Source organism: Shimia sp. FJ5 (assembly GCF_032918335.1).
Lineage (GTDB): Bacteria > Pseudomonadota > Alphaproteobacteria > Rhodobacterales > Rhodobacteraceae > Shimia > Shimia aestuarii_A.
The window spans coordinates 358,614-372,747 of record NZ_JAWJUV010000001.1; the positions used below are offsets into that span (position 1 = coordinate 358,614).

At 61.9% G+C, this 14,134-nt stretch carries 12 protein-coding genes; 10 read left to right on the plus strand and 2 right to left on the minus strand.

What is annotated here, in order from left to right; translation table 11 throughout:
* The first annotated feature begins 64 nt into the window (after positions 1-64).
* Entirely contained in the window at positions 65-1,381 is a 1,317-nt protein-coding gene (gene glnT / locus R1W01_RS01910; RefSeq protein WP_297757363.1) for a type III glutamate--ammonia ligase, read from the plus strand.
* Positions 1,382-1,384: 3 nt separating this feature from the next.
* Here the strand turns inward: glnT and R1W01_RS01915 are convergent, their stop codons facing one another.
* Entirely contained in the window at positions 1,385-2,368 is a 984-nt protein-coding gene (locus R1W01_RS01915; protein ID WP_297757367.1) for a GlxA family transcriptional regulator, read from the minus strand.
* 102 nt (positions 2,369-2,470) lie between these two features.
* Here R1W01_RS01915 and R1W01_RS01920 point away from each other — a divergent pair, with 102 nt between their 5' ends.
* From R1W01_RS01920 to purU, 5 genes are all read left to right on the plus strand, one after another.
* Complete coding sequence (locus R1W01_RS01920) at positions 2,471-3,721, plus strand: sarcosine oxidase subunit beta family protein (protein ID WP_297757370.1); 1,251 nt, start codon at positions 2,471-2,473, stop codon at positions 3,719-3,721.
* Positions 3,722-3,730: 9 nt separating this feature from the next.
* A complete protein-coding gene (locus R1W01_RS01925; RefSeq protein ID WP_297757373.1) occupies positions 3,731-4,018 on the plus strand; it encodes a sarcosine oxidase subunit delta in 288 nt (95 codons plus the stop codon).
* Positions 4,015-6,960: a sarcosine oxidase subunit alpha family protein gene (locus R1W01_RS01930; RefSeq protein ID WP_297757376.1), complete on the plus strand. Its 2,946-nt coding sequence runs from the start codon at positions 4,015-4,017 to the stop codon at positions 6,958-6,960. The genes R1W01_RS01925 and R1W01_RS01930 overlap by 4 nt, the downstream gene beginning before the upstream one ends.
* The gene (locus R1W01_RS01935; protein WP_243614150.1) at positions 6,953-7,513 is read left to right on the plus strand and encodes a sarcosine oxidase subunit gamma; all 561 of its coding nucleotides are present in this window, start codon (positions 6,953-6,955) and stop codon (positions 7,511-7,513) included. The genes R1W01_RS01930 and R1W01_RS01935 overlap by 8 nt, the downstream gene beginning before the upstream one ends.
* A gap of 90 nt (positions 7,514-7,603) precedes the next feature.
* Positions 7,604-8,488 carry a formyltetrahydrofolate deformylase gene (gene purU / locus R1W01_RS01940; protein WP_297757381.1) on the plus strand — a complete coding sequence of 295 codons (885 nt, stop codon included), beginning with the start codon at positions 7,604-7,606 and terminating at the stop codon, positions 8,486-8,488.
* On the opposite strand, the gene R1W01_RS01945 is transcribed toward purU, so the two are convergent.
* Entirely contained in the window at positions 8,468-9,358 is an 891-nt protein-coding gene (locus tag R1W01_RS01945; RefSeq protein WP_297757383.1) for a LysR family transcriptional regulator, read from the minus strand. The genes purU and R1W01_RS01945 overlap by 21 nt on opposite strands.
* Before the next feature lie 113 nt (positions 9,359-9,471).
* Here R1W01_RS01945 and R1W01_RS01950 point away from each other — a divergent pair, with 113 nt between their 5' ends.
* From R1W01_RS01950 to R1W01_RS01965, 4 genes are read left to right on the plus strand one after another with little or no spacing between them, the layout of a single operon-like run.
* Positions 9,472-10,905 (plus strand): aldehyde dehydrogenase family protein, encoded by a 1,434-nt coding sequence (locus R1W01_RS01950; RefSeq protein WP_297757820.1) that lies wholly within the window; start codon positions 9,472-9,474, stop codon positions 10,903-10,905.
* Positions 10,905-11,885, plus strand: a complete 981-nt coding sequence (locus R1W01_RS01955) for a membrane dipeptidase (protein WP_317275019.1) — start codon at positions 10,905-10,907, stop codon at positions 11,883-11,885. The genes R1W01_RS01950 and R1W01_RS01955 overlap by 1 nt, the downstream gene beginning before the upstream one ends.
* Entirely contained in the window at positions 11,885-13,552 is a 1,668-nt protein-coding gene (locus R1W01_RS01960) for a hypothetical protein (RefSeq protein ID WP_317275020.1), read from the plus strand. The genes R1W01_RS01955 and R1W01_RS01960 overlap by 1 nt, the downstream gene beginning before the upstream one ends.
* Complete coding sequence (locus R1W01_RS01965) at positions 13,549-14,124, plus strand: DUF3726 domain-containing protein (RefSeq protein ID WP_297757390.1); 576 nt, start codon at positions 13,549-13,551, stop codon at positions 14,122-14,124. The genes R1W01_RS01960 and R1W01_RS01965 overlap by 4 nt, the downstream gene beginning before the upstream one ends.
* Positions 14,125-14,134 lie beyond the last annotated feature (10 nt).

A 14,134-nucleotide genomic window follows, 5' to 3' on the forward strand; every position in this document is an offset into this window, starting at 1 on the left:
CAACGAAGGAACCGGAGAGCGGCCAAGGCCGCTCTTCGCATTTCACAGGGAAAGGGAATAGAAGATGAGCAAACTTGCAGCCTTCGCCGAGAAAACCGGCGTGAAATACTTCATGGTCTCCTACACGGACCTTTTCGGCGGACAACGGGCCAAGCTCGTCCCCGCGCAGGCGATTGCCGACATGGAAGAGGACGGCGCGGGCTTTGCCGGCTTTGCGACATGGTTCGACATGACCCCGGCGCATCCCGATATGCTCGCCGTGCCAGACCCAGACGCCGCCATCCAGCTTCCGTGGAAGCCCGAGGTCGCATGGGTGCCCGCCGATTGTGTGATGGAAGGCGAGGCCGTCGGACAAGCGCCGCGTCAGGTCTTGAAGAAGCTCGTGAAGGAGGCCGCCGAGGCGGGGCTTCGCGTCAAGACGGGGATCGAGGCGGAGTTCTTCCTGCTGACCCCGGAAGGCGATCAGATCTCCGATCCTTATGATACGGCAGAGAAACCTTGCTACGATCAACAGGCGGTGATGCGCCGCTATGATGTCGTTGCCGAGATTTGCGACTACATGCTCGACCTCGGATGGGGCCCGTATCAGAACGATCACGAAGACGCCAACGGCCAGTTCGAGATGAACTGGGAATTCGACGATGCGCTCATGACGGCGGACCGCCATTCCTTCTTCAAATTCATGGTGAAATCCGTGGCCGAGAAACATGGCTTCCGCGCGACCTTTATGCCCAAGCCCGTCGAGGGTCTGACAGGCAACGGCTGTCACGCGCATATCTCGGTCTGGGATACGAGCGGCAAGACCAACGCTTTTGCAGGCGATGCGGGCGGGCAGATCGGTGAGGTCGGTCTATCAGAGCAGGGCGGTTTCTTCCTTGGTGGGATCATGAAACATGCCGAGGCGTTGGCAGCGATCACCAACCCGACCGTCAACTCCTACAAGCGGATCAACGCGCCGCGTACCATGTCGGGGGCGACTTGGGCGCCCAATACCGTGACATGGACGGGCAACAACCGCACCCATATGGTCCGCGTGCCGGGGCCGGGGCGGTTTGAACTGCGCCTGCCCGATGGGGCGGTGAACCCCTATCTGCTTCAGGCCGTCATCATCGCGGCGGGGCTTTCGGGTATCCGAAGCAAGGCTGATCCGGGGCCGCGCTATGATATCGATATGTATGCCGAGGGGCACACCGTGACGGACGCCCCGAGACTCCCGCTCAACATGCTTGATGCGATCCGTGCTTATGACGCGGATGAGGCGCTAAAGGCGATGCTTGGCGAAGGGTTTTCGGCCTCCTACGTGAAGATGAAGCACCAGGAATGGAATTCCTTCGTGTCGCATTTCTCGAATTGGGAAAAGCAGCACACGCTCGATATCTGAGGCTCAGCCTTCTTTGGAAACGGCGGGTCCGGACATGTCCGGGCCCGCTTTTTTGCGCCAGCGTGAGGGCGTTTCGCCAAAAGCGGCCTGAAAACAGGTCGAGAAGTGCGCCTGGCTCGAAAAACCGGTCATCTCAGCGATATCGCCAAGCGGCAGATGCGTTGTCGACAACAGGTCTTTGCCTGTCTCAAGGCGGATTTGACGGTATTCTTGCATGATCGAGGTGCCGAGGCTGTCGCGAAACTGGCGCTGAAGTTGGCGCGTCGAGAGGCCTGCAAGGCGAGCGATCTGATCCTGATCGAGCGGGTCGGCGATATGGGTCTGCATCAACTCGATGGCCGCCGTGACCGCGCGGGGCAGGGCGTCATAGCGCGGTGACAGGGGGGCGGTTTGGGGCGCGTCGGCGGCGCGGATTTCCGTCTGGATGAACCAATCCGAAATCCGCTGGGCAAAAGGCGTGCCGTGGTCGCGCGCGATTAGCGCGTGCATCATGTCGAGCGGCGCCGATCCTCCGGCACAGGTATAGCGATCCCGGTCAATCACGAAGAGACGCCGCTCGAGCAACCAAGTGCCGGGCAGGACGTCGAAATCCGCATAGTGATGCCAATGGACGGTAAATCGATGCTCTCCGAGGAGACCTGCCTTGGCAAGGATCACCGAGCCACCCGAAATCCCGCCAAGCGCGATCCCCGCATGACCGGCGCGGCGCAACCACGCCATCAACCCCGGATGGTTGAGCCGTTTCGGATCCCCACCCGCGACCACGAAGATCAGGTCGAAATCAAGCGGCACTGCGTCGAAGGGCTGGGTCTCGAAGGGCGATCCGAGCGAGGATGTCGCGACATGTCCCGCAAGCGAAAGAAGCGTCACCTCATAGCGCGGCTGTTTCGAGAACTGGTTCGCAGCCCGCAACGGCTCTAGCGCGGCCGCCGTCGAAAGAAGGGCGAATCCGTCCACAAGAACAAAGGCGAGACGTCGGATTGGCATGGTGTCAAAATTGTCCCAAAAAAGAAATCAAAAGTCCTGTAAATATAAGTATAGCGACCATGCTCCCGCTAGAAAAGTCTTTAGATACAAAGGAGCGAATGGATGCGGTTTTCCGGTTTCCGGGTCGTCAAGGAGGCCCTGACAGGGCACAAGGGCTGGGGGATGCTATGGCGCAATCCCGATCCCAAACCCGCCTATGACATTGTGATTGTCGGCGGCGGTGGGCATGGTCTCGCCACCGCCTTCTATCTCGCCAAGACCTTCAAACAGGCGCGGGTTGCGGTGCTCGAAAAGGGCTGGCTCGGGTCGGGCAATATCGGGCGCAACACGACGATCATCCGGTCCAACTATCTCTTGCCGGGCAACGAGCCGTTTTACGAGTTTTCCATGAAACTCTGGGAGAACCTTGAGCAGGAGACGAATTTCAACTCGATGGTCTCGCAGCGCGGGATCATTAACCTCTACCACACCGATGGCCAGCGCGATGCCTACCGACGGCGCGGCAATGCGATGCTTCTGGCCGGGGCGGATGCGCGACTTCTTGGGCAGGACGAGGTGCGCGAGATCGCGCCCTTCCTCAACTTTGACAATGCGCGGTTCCCGATCAAAGGCGGCCTGATGCAACCCCGCGCCGGCACCGCGCGCCATGATGGTGTCGCCTGGGGCTATGCCCGCGGTGCGGATATGCGAGGCGTCGATATCATCCAGAATTGTGAGGTGACGGGGTTTCGCATCGAGGGCGGCAAGGTGCAGGGCGTCGAGACCTCGCGCGGCTATATCGGTGCGGGCAAAGTCGGCGTCGCAGTCGCGGGCAATTCGAGCCGCGTCATGGCGATGGCGGGCATGCGCCTGCCGATCGAGAGCCATGTGCTACAGGCTTTCGTCTCCGAGGGTCTCAAACCGACGATTCCCGGCGTGATTACCTTTGGCGCGGGCCATTTCTACGTGAGCCAGTCCGACAAAGGCGGGCTTGTCTTTGGTGGCGATATCGACGGCTACAATTCCTATGCTCAGCGCGGCAACCTGCCGGTTGTCGAGGATGTGGTCGAGGGCGGCATGGCGCTGATGCCGATGATCGGGCGCGCGCGCCTCCTGCGCTCTTGGGGCGGCATCATGGATATGTCGATGGACGGATCTCCCATCATCGACCGAACCGAGATCGACGGGCTCTATTTCAATGGCGGCTGGTGTTATGGTGGGTTCAAGGCAACCCCGGCCTCGGGATATGCCTTTGCCCATCTCCTCGCCACTGACCGCCCGCACGAAACCGCCGAGGCCTACCGCTTTGATCGGTTCGCGCGCGGCTATGTCATCGACGAAAAGGGCGTTGGCGCCCAACCCAACCTGCATTGAGGTGACGGTATGCTGATCCCCCATCCCCTTCTCGGCCCGCGCGATGCGCAGGAGTTTACCTACCTTGGCGACGCCGCGCTCATGGATCGCCCCGATCCCGCAGGCGGCAATGCCGAAGCGGCGTTCACCGACTATGTCTTCCTGCGCGACAACCCGGCAGGTGTCCATCGCGAGCTTTGGTTCCATGAACAGGGCGACCGTTCCTGGCTCGTCGTGACGCGCGATACCGTGACCCATGAAATCCTCGGCGCGGAACTGGCGCGCGATGTGAAACTTAACGAGGAGGGCGCGCAATGACCCGGCTCAATGGCGGTCTTGTCGATCGCGGCACGACGCTCTCGTTTGCCTTCAACGGCAAAAGCTACGCAGGCCACCCCGGCGATACGCTCGCCTCCGCACTCCTTGCCAACGGTGTGCAACTCATGGGGCGGAGCTTTAAATATCACCGCCCGCGCGGCGTTTTCTCGGCCGGATCGGAAGAACCGAACGCCATGGTCGAACTGCGCGAAGGCGCGCGGCAGGAGCCGAATACCCGCGCGACGGTCACTGAACTCTACGATGGCCTCATCGCCCGGAGCCAGAACCACCTTGGCCCGCTCAACCGTGATCTTCTCGCGATGAACGACTTTTTCGCGCCCTTCTTCGCGGCGGGGTTTTACTATAAGACCTTCATGTGGCCGCGCGCCTTCTGGGAAAAGCTCTACGAGCCGATGATCCGTAGCGCGGCGGGGCTTGGCCGCCTGTCGAAGCAGGCCGACCCGGATGCCTATGACAAAGGCTTCCTGCATTGCGATCTCCTTGTGATCGGTGGCGGCGCGGCGGGGCTTGCTGCGGCGCTGACGGCGGGCCGTGCGGGCGCGCAGGTCATCCTCGCGGACGAAGATTTCCGCCTTGGTGGGCGGCTTCTCGCAGAAAGTCATACGCTTGATGATGCGCCCGCGACCGATTGGGCCGCAAGCGTGGCGCAGGAACTCGCCAGTCTGCCGAATGTGCGCCTGATGACGCGCACGACGGTGTTCGGCGTCTACGACCATGGCGTCTATGGCGCGGTGGAGCGGGTCGCGGATCATCTCGCAACCCCCGGTCATCGCGTGCGTCAGTCGCTCTGGCGGATCACCGCGAAACGCGCTGTCCTCGCGGCGGGCGCGACCGAGCGGCATATCCCTTTCGCCGACAATGACCGCCCCGGGATCATGCTTGCAGGGGCGATGCGCGCCTATGCCAACCGCTGGGCGACCGCCCCGACGCGCAACGCTGCTGATCCGGTCGCGGTCTTTGCGAACAACGATGACGGCCACCGCACCGCGCTCGACCTCATGGCCAAGGGCGTGCCGGTCCTCGGCGTGATCGATCCGCGCCCGGACGCGCCCCGCCTTGGAGACTATGACCTTTTCGCGGGCGGCGTGATCGATGGCACCAAGGGGCGGCTTGGCCTCTCCGCAATTCGCATCACGCAGGACGGCCGCTCCTCGTGGCACCGTTGTGGCGCGCTCGGTGTCGCCGGGGGCTGGAACCCCAATGTCCACCTTGCCTCGCACCATCGCGGGCGCCCAGTCTGGGAAGAGACGCTTCTTGCCTTCGTGCCGGGCACGGGCGGGCCGTCCGGCCTGTTCCCCGCCGGGGCCGCAGCTGGTAAGGGCAGCACCGCCGCCGCCTTGCAAAGCGGCATGGAGGCAGCACGAAAAGCGCTCGCGGAGATCGGCATTGCCGCGACTGCGTTGTCTTTGCCCGACGCAGAGGACGCGCCGATCCGGCAAGCTGCCTTCTGGCATGTGCCAGGCAAGCGTCGCGCATGGGTCGATTTCCAGAATGACGTGACCGTCAAGGACATTGCCCTGGCGCATAAGGAAAACATGCGTCCGGTCGAACATCTCAAACGTTGGACCACCCTTGGCATGGCGACGGATCAGGGCAAGACGGCCAATATCTCCGCGCTCGCCGTGATGGCGGAACTGACCGACAAGACGATCCCGGAAACCGGCACGACGATCTTCCGCCCGCCCTATACCGGTGTGTCGCTCTCGGTGCTTGGCGGTGGCGATACCGGTGCGCATTTCCGTCCCAAACGCCTCACCCCGACCCATCATTGGGCCGAGGAACAGGGCGCGGTGTTCGTCGAGGTCGGCGCATGGATGCGGGCACAGTATTTCCCGCGCCCCGGCGAAACCCACTGGCGCGAAACCGTCGATCGCGAGGCCAAGGCCGTGCGTGCCGGTGTGGGGCTCTGCGATGTCACGACGCTCGGCAAGGTTGATGTGCAGGGGGCGGATGCCGGAGAATTCCTCAACCGCCTCTATTCCAACATGATGGGCACGCTCGCTGTTGGCAAAGTCCGCTATGGGTTGATGTTGCGCGAAGACGGACATGCCTATGATGATGGCACCTGCGCGCGCCTGTCCGAGGATCACTACGTTGTCACCACGACGACAGCCAATGCCGGGCCGGTCTATCGCAATATGGAATTCGCGCGCCAATGCCTCTGGCCGGACCTTGACGTGCAGGTCATCTCGACCACGGATGCCTGGGCGCAGATCGCTGTCGCCGGACCGAAATCGCGGGCGCTGCTCGAACGTATCGTCGATGAATTCGACCTCTCGAACGCGGCTTTCCCCTTCATGGCATGCGCCGAGATGACCGTCTGCAAGGGCCTGCGTGCGCGGCTGTTCCGTATCTCTTTCTCGGGTGAACTTGCCTATGAGATCGCGGTGCCTGCGCGCTATGGCCAAGCCCTCATGGCGCGGCTCATGGAGGCGGGCGCGGACCTCGGTGTGACCCCCTACGGCACCGAGGCGCTTGGCGTCTTGCGGATCGAGAAGGGCCATGCCGCCGGGGCCGAGTTGAACGGTCAAACCACGGCGCAAATGCTTGGTCTTGGGCGCATGGTGTCGCAGAAGAAGGACTCGATCGGCGCGATCATGTCGCGTCGCGAGGGCCTTGCCGCCGACCGTCGCCGTCTTGTCGGTCTGACTCCTGTCGACCCTGCCGCCACCGTCACCCCCGGCGCGCATCTCTTCGCGGAAGGTGCGGCGCGTTCCATGGCGACGGATCAGGGCTGGATCACCTCCGCGGCCTTCTCGCCGCATCTGGGATCGTCCATAGGCCTCGGGTTTCTCGAAGATGGAGAGACCCGCATGGGCGAAATCCTTGTCGCCGCGAACCCCCTCGAAGGACAAGAGACCCGACTCAAGGTCGTCTCTGCCCATTTCATCGACCCGGAAGGAGAGCGTCTCCGTGACTGACCTGACACCGATCACCGCCCTCGGGGCCAAGACCGCGCGCAAGGAAACCTACGACGCGCTCACACTCTCCGAAAACCCCGAGCTTGCCTTGGCCTCGCTTGCCCTGCGCCGCGATCAAACCCCGCCATCACCTTTCGGTCTGCGCCTTCCGGACCCCGGACACTGCGCAGACAAAGGCTCGGTCGCAGCGTTCTGGACCGCCCCCGGCCAATGGATGATCGAGGCGCCGGGCCGTGCCAACGAGGATTTTGCCGCACGTCTAGAAGAAGAGGTTCCGGGGGGCTCCATCTCCGAGCAAACCGATGCCTGGACCGCCATCGAGATCACGGCGAAAAATTCGGCGGCGCTTGAGGCGTTGATGCAGAAATTGGTCAATCTCGATCCCGCGCAAATAGCACCGGGACACGCTGCGCGAACGGGCTTGGAACACATGAGTGTTTACCTTATTCGCAGGTCAGAGACACACCTTGCAGTGATGGGGATGCGCAGCTTTGCAGCGGCGCTCTGGCATGCGCTCGTGACGGCTGCGGCGCGCATTGATCAGACGGCCTAATATCCTCGAACTGACCCGCTTTCGGGATGCTACATCCCTCTCTCTTTTCCTTGCCACGCCCGGCGGGACCATGACCACTTGGAGACCGACATGACCAAACATTGCCTGACCGTTGCCTGTGCAAGTCGCCGGGGTATCGTCGCCGCAATTGCGACCTTCCTTGCCGAGCACGGCTGCAACATCACCGACTCTTCGCAATATGATGACATGGAGACCGGCAATTTCTTCATGCGGATCAGCTTTACCTCTGAGAAGGGCGCCTCGCAGGAGCAACTTGACGCCGCTTTCGACGCCATCGCGCAAGAGTTCGAGATGCGTTACGCCTTCCATGACCTTGCCAGCAAGATGAAGGTCGTGATCATGGTCTCGCGCTTTGGCCACTGTCTCAACGATCTTCTGTATCGCGTCCGCATCGGGGCGCTGCCCATTGAGATCGTTGCGGTGATTTCAAACCATATGGACTACCAGAAGGTCGTGGTGAACAACGACATTCCATTCCATTGCATTCGCGTCACCAAGGAAAATAAACCTCAGGCCGAATCCGCGATCATGCAAGTTGTGGAGGAGGCCGGGGCCGAGCTGATCGTCCTTGCGCGCTATATGCAAATCCTCTCGGATGAGATGTGTCAGAAGATGTCGGGACGGATCATCAACATCCACCACTCCTTCCTGCCCTCCTTCAAGGGCGCAAACCCCTATAAACAAGCCTATGCGCGCGGCGTGAAACTCATTGGGGCGACCTCGCACTACGTGACGGCGGACCTCGACGAAGGACCGATCATTGAACAGGACATCGTGCGCGTGACCCATGCGCAAAGCCCCGAGGACTATGTCTCTCTTGGTCGCGATGTCGAAAGCCAAGTCCTTGCCCGCGCGATCCACGCGCACGCGAACCATCGCGTCTTTCTTGACGGCAACAAGACCGTCGTGTTCCAAGCTTCGCCCGGCAGCTATTCAAGCGAGCGTATGGGCTAGGGCACTGGTCGCGTCATGAAGACAGCGCTTGGCGTCCGAGAGGATCTCTTCTGATGAGGTTTGCTCTCGCGCGTAGAGAAAGACCTGCCGCATGTCCGGCAGGTCGGCGACCGGGCGAAACACCAATCCCTCCGGGGCAAGCTCGGTGATAAGTTGCGGCAACACCGTGATCCAATCCCCCTCGCGTACCATGGCGAGAAGGGATTGCGTATTGTGCACCGTGATATCGACCCCGGCGAGCGCGGCACGAAAGGCTGGGGTCTCGATCTGGTCGCATAGCGCATTGCGCAGAAACGGCGCGCTAAACACATCCGCGATGGTGAGGGGGGTGGTCCGCATTGCAAGCGGATGCCTGTCCGCCAGCACGATCCCGAAGGGATCGCGAAACAAGAGCGAAGTGGCGACACCGTTCAGCATATGTTCTGACGAGGCAATCCCGATGTCGGCCCAGCCCTGAACCAAGGCTTCTAGAACCTGCTTCGTGTCTGCGTCGCGCAGTTCGATGCGCAGGCCCGGGTGCTGTGCCGACATGCGCCGAACCAAGTGCGGAAAGGCCAAAGACGCGACGGATGGCACCGCCGACACCCGCAATAGACCCTGCGGTGCCCGCGCCGAAAGCTCGATGGCAGAAACGGTGCTGTCGAACTGGCTGATCTGGCTTTGTCCGAGACGCAAAACTTGTTCGCCAAGTGGTGTGAGACGGTTCTTGCGCTCACCCTCAAAAAGCGGGCTGCCAAGGTGCATTTCAAGCTGTTTCAAGGTCATTGAGACGGCGGATTGCGTGCGGCCAAGCCGGTCTGCCGCATCCGCGAGATTGCCCGCCTGTGCCACAGCACAGAAACTGCGCAGCATTTCGATCTTGATCGCCATCACTTCAGGTTTCCTGAAATTTCTTTCAACTGTTTGAGTTTGACTGATGCGGTCTGCCTTGTCCATCTTGAGCCAATACCACCTATCAGACAAAGAGGGCTCTCTTGCTCCATATGAACCTGATCGCCGGCGATTGGCTGGCTGGCGAAAGCGAAATCGAAAACCGCAACCCGTCCGACCTTTCGGACCTGATTGGCGTTTATGCGCAGGCCTCCCGCGACCAACTCGAGGCAACGCTCGATCAGGCCCGCCAGGCACAGCGCGAATGGGCCGCCTACGGGCTTGAGCGCAAACAGGCCGTTCTGATGAGTATCGGCAACGAGCTGATGGCGCGCGCCGAAGAGCTTGGCACGCTTCTAAGCCGTGAAGAGGGCAAACCGCTCGCAGAGGGCAAAGGCGAGGTCTATCGCGCCGGGCAGTTCTTTACCTATTATGCCGCTGAATGCCTGCGCCAGATCGGTGAGAATGCGGATTCCGTGCGCCCCGATATCGAGGTTGATGTGCGCCGCGAGCCCATTGGCGTCGTTGCCATCATTAGCCCTTGGAACTTCCCTACCGCGACCGCCTCTTGGAAGATCGCGCCCGCGCTTTGCTACGGCAACGCCGTGGTCTGGAAACCGGCCAACATGACCCCCGCGTCCGCTTGTGCCTTGACCGAAATCATCGCGCGGCAAGACATCCCGAAGGGGCTCTTCAGCCTCGTCATGGGATCGGGTAGCAATATCGGCCAGCGTCTTGTCGAAAGCCCGAAGATCGACGCGATTTCCTTCACGGGGTCGGTGCCCGTCGGCAAGGGCATCGCCGCCTCGGCGATCCAGAATTTCACCAAGGTGCAGATGGAGATGGGCTCCAAGAACGCGCTGGCGGTGATGGAGGATGCCGATCTCGACCTTGCGGTCACTCTCGCGCTTGGTGGTGCCTTTGGTGGCACGGGACAGAAATGCACCGCGTCCTCGCGCCTTGTTGTGCATGAGGCTATCCACGATGCCTTTGTCGAGAAGCTCGTTGCCGGGGCCAAGGCGATGAAGGTCGGTCACGCGCTCGAGGAGGGCACGCAGATGGGCCCGGTCGTCAGCGCGCAGCAATTGGCCGAAAACCTTGCCTATGTCGAGCTCGGCGAATCGGAAGGGGCTGAACTGGCCTGTGGTGGAGAACGCCTGGCCCTGGCACATGAGGGCTACTACATGTCGCCCGGCGTGTTCCTGAATACCCGCAATGACATGCGCATCAACCGCGAAGAGATGTTCGCGCCGCTGACTTCGGTCATCAAGGTCGCGGGCTATGACGAGGCGCTCTCGGTGGTCAACGATACCGCGTTCGGTCTGACCTCGGGTATCGTCACCAAGAGTCTCGCCAAGGCGACCCATTTCCGCCGCAACGCCCGTACCGGTGTCGTGACGGTCAACCTGCCGACCGCCGGGACCGACTATCACGTCCCCTTCGGCGGGCGTGGTGACAGTTCCTACGGCCCCCGCGAACAGGGCAAGGCCGCAGCGGAGTTCTACACCACGGTCAAGACCGCCTATATCAGCGCAGGCCCCGTCTGATGCGGATCGATGGGCTGCAATATGCCAATTGGTCGGAAAAGATCTTCCGGCAACTGCGTCAAGGCGGCGTGGACGCGATCCACGTCACCATCGCCTATCATGAGAATTTCCGCGAAACCGTTCTCAACTTCGAGCAATGGAACCGTTGGTTTGAGCAATACCCGGACCTCATCATGAAGGGTCTTTGGGCCTCAGATATCGACAGGGCGCGCGAGACAGGACGCACGGCGGTGTTCTTCGGGTTTCAAAACCCGTCGCCCATCGAGGACGATATTGGCCTTGTCGAGATCGTGCACACGCTTGGCGCGCGGTTTATGCAGCTCACCTATAACAACCAGTCGCTCCTCGCGACGGGCTGTTACGAGGCCGAGGATGGCGGCCTCACGCGTATGGGGCGGCAGGTCATCAAGGAGATGAACCGCGTCGGCCTCGTCATCGACATGAGCCATTCCGGCGATCGCTCCACGATCGAAGCCGCCGAAGTCTCCGAACGCCCCATCGCCATCACCCACGCCAACCCGCACGACTGGGCGCCTGCGCTGCGCAACAAGCGCGACGCGGTGATCCGGGCGGTGACGGAAAACGGCGGGATGCTCGGCTTCTCGCTTTACCCGCACCATCTTCGCGACAAATCCGCCTGCACCTTGCAGGGCTTCTGCGAGATGATCGCACGCAGTGCGGATCGCTATGGCGTAGACCATCTTGGGATCGGGTCGGACCTATGTCAGGATCAACCTGATAGCGTTGTCGAATGGATGCGTGTTGGACGCTGGAGCAAGGAGATCGACTATGGCGAAGGCTCTGCCGCCGCGCCGGGCTTTCCTGCCATGCCAGACTGGTTTCGCGACAACCGGGATTTTGGAAACCTCGAAGATGGACTGCGCGCCGTGGGCATGAATGCGGATGAGGTCGCAGGCATCATGGGCGGCAACTGGTACCGTTTTTTCGCCGAGAACTTCCAACCGAAAGGGCAAGAGTAATGGTGGCACGGCGCGCACCTGACACGGTCATGACACTGGCCCGTCTCGGCTCGTTGCATCAGTCCCGCCTGTCATTCATGCGTCAGTTGACCCGCCGTATGGCAAACGAAGGATGGCGCTTTGATCGCAGGGTGTTTGACATTGACGACGCCGGTGTTGGCCACGCCGTCTTTACCGCTCACGGCCCCGCGCGCACCTATTCCCTTGTTGCCTTCGCCCATGACCTGCCGCCTAAGATGCGCTCTGACAGGGTGATCGCGACGGCGTGGGACGCGACATTCGCGCTTTTCGACGGCATCCCAACCCAAGACGATATCGACCGTCTGTCCCGCAACGTCCCCCTGCAAGAGGCCGGCCGTGTGAGCGAGCGCGAGATTTCTGTCAGTCGCGCCAATCGGTCGGTGCGCCTTTGGGATCATATCGTCGATGCGCTCTCGCGCGGGCAACAGCCAGACCCCGCGCGCCTTGCCGAGGTCGGCTATCTCATGCGCACAACCGCTGTTTACGGATCGGGCAAACTCGGCGCGGCGGATCGCGAAGTGATCGCGGATCGCCCCGAGATGCAGGCCCCATTCCAAGCCGAGATGCTATCGGTCTACCTTACACGTTGGTTCGTGCGCGACCTGATCGAGCACATGGCGCGCGCTCGTGGCGGCAAGATCGCGGTGCCGCTCGCGCCGCAATCGGCCCAACGCCTTGGCATCGGCAATTCCACCGGCCTTGGCATGGCGCCTTTCCTCGTGACCCATCCGGTGCTTTTCAATAACTGGATCATGGCGCGCGAAGAGGCCATTGCGCGCGTCCGTAGCCTTCGCGATGCCAGTGTCGCCGAGGGTGACCAGTTCCGGGCCCTCTTTTCCCGCGCCGCTTTGTCCGTGGCGGCATGGAAGACCGAGCACCCGATCCAGATCGCCAAACTGGCCGACCTGCGCCGCGATGTCGAATCCTTGCGCACCCATCTCGACAGCGCCGACCTGCAAAGCGCTGCACCTTGGGACCGCCTCATGCGCTGGGCAGAGACGCATCTGAGCCTCGAGGGGCAGGAATGGCTCGCGTCGCTGATCCTTGAACCCTATGGTGCCCTTGTGGACGGCCTCGGCGCTTGCATGGCCGATGCAGCGACAGATGCATATGTCATCGACGGTGCCATGACCGTCCGAGCGGCGATGCAATGCCTAGAGGACAGTTTCGGTTGGGCGCTCAAGGTGGACTGGGCCGCGCCGGAGAATTGCGCGCGGGCGTGGTACGTCTCCGAGGAAAAACTTGAACCGCGCCTTGGCGAGCGGTTTGAAGAACCGATTGCGCCCTTTGAACAACCTCTCGCTCCCGCGCGTGATGCCGCCGCGGCCCATGCGTTGCTGCGTGGTTGGGACGCCGATGCGCCGGTGGCCGACGTCCTTGCCACACATCCCGCGCACCGCAATGCCATCCGCCGCGCCCAGATCACCAAATTCGCCCCCTATGGCGAAATCCGCTCCAATACGATCGGGGCGGATTTGCTGCCCATAGACATGCTCCGCGCCAAGCTTTCTTTTTTCGGCGTGACGCATTTCGATCCCCGTTCGGATCGCTGGGTGCGGGTTTCGATGTATGCAGGCGCGCCCTATCCGTCAGATCTTTGCATCGCAAATGCGGATGATTGGGTCTACCCGGAGGTCTCGCAATGAGCTTTTCCTTGAACGAGGTGGAGGCCATGGCGCGCAAAGCCGCGCGCGGTGCGGGGTTTGACTGGGGTGTGGCCGAAGACGCGGGCCGCGCTGTGCGCTGGCTCTGCGTGCAGGGGATTGATGGGGTAGCGGCGCTCTGCTCTGTGCTCGGGCGGGCGCATCCAGACACAGACTGCCCGCTCTTGCTGGGCTGTGCGCTCTCAGATCGGGCGGCCCACCTTCTCAAGGAGCCGATGCGGCTAGAAGGGGTGGCCCAGCCAGTTCTCCTTTTGCCGTTCATCGCGATGGCCGCGCGCCAAACATCGCAAACGCTTTGGGTCGAATGTGATGGGGCCCATGCGGTCACGGACGGGCGGGGGCTTGCGATGACAAAACCCTTTGTGCCCAAGGCCACTTACGTCGAGATCTGTGTCGATGGGGTGCTCTCGGCGCCACGCCCGCATCAGTCTCGCGCTCAGCCCGACGCGGCCGACTGGGAGACCCTCACAGGTTATGCCCATAGAACCTATGCCCCTGCGACCGAAGATAGCCGCCTGCGCGGTGCTGGTGCGGGGCTTTCCGACAATGACTGATCCGAGGTGC

Excerpts from the sequence above, each read along its gene's own strand:
- glnT (WP_297757363.1), top strand. The coding sequence starts at position 65 with ATGAGCAAACTTGCAGCCTTCGCCGAGAAAACCGGCGTGAAATACTTC.
- R1W01_RS01915 (WP_297757367.1), bottom strand. The coding sequence starts at position 2,368 with ATGCCAATCCGACGTCTCGCCTTTGTTCTTGTGGACGGATTCGCCCTT.
- R1W01_RS01920 (WP_297757370.1), top strand. The coding sequence starts at position 2,471 with ATGCGGTTTTCCGGTTTCCGGGTCGTCAAGGAGGCCCTGACAGGGCAC.
- R1W01_RS01925 (WP_297757373.1), top strand. The coding sequence starts at position 3,731 with ATGCTGATCCCCCATCCCCTTCTCGGCCCGCGCGATGCGCAGGAGTTT.
- R1W01_RS01930 (WP_297757376.1), top strand. The coding sequence starts at position 4,015 with ATGACCCGGCTCAATGGCGGTCTTGTCGATCGCGGCACGACGCTCTCG.
- purU (WP_297757381.1), top strand. The coding sequence starts at position 7,604 with ATGACCAAACATTGCCTGACCGTTGCCTGTGCAAGTCGCCGGGGTATC.
- R1W01_RS01945 (WP_297757383.1), bottom strand. The coding sequence starts at position 9,358 with ATGGCGATCAAGATCGAAATGCTGCGCAGTTTCTGTGCTGTGGCACAG.
- R1W01_RS01950 (WP_297757820.1), top strand. The coding sequence starts at position 9,472 with ATGAACCTGATCGCCGGCGATTGGCTGGCTGGCGAAAGCGAAATCGAA.
- R1W01_RS01955 (WP_317275019.1), top strand. The coding sequence starts at position 10,905 with ATGCGGATCGATGGGCTGCAATATGCCAATTGGTCGGAAAAGATCTTC.
- R1W01_RS01960 (WP_317275020.1), top strand. The coding sequence starts at position 11,885 with ATGGTGGCACGGCGCGCACCTGACACGGTCATGACACTGGCCCGTCTC.
- R1W01_RS01965 (WP_297757390.1), top strand. The coding sequence starts at position 13,549 with ATGAGCTTTTCCTTGAACGAGGTGGAGGCCATGGCGCGCAAAGCCGCG.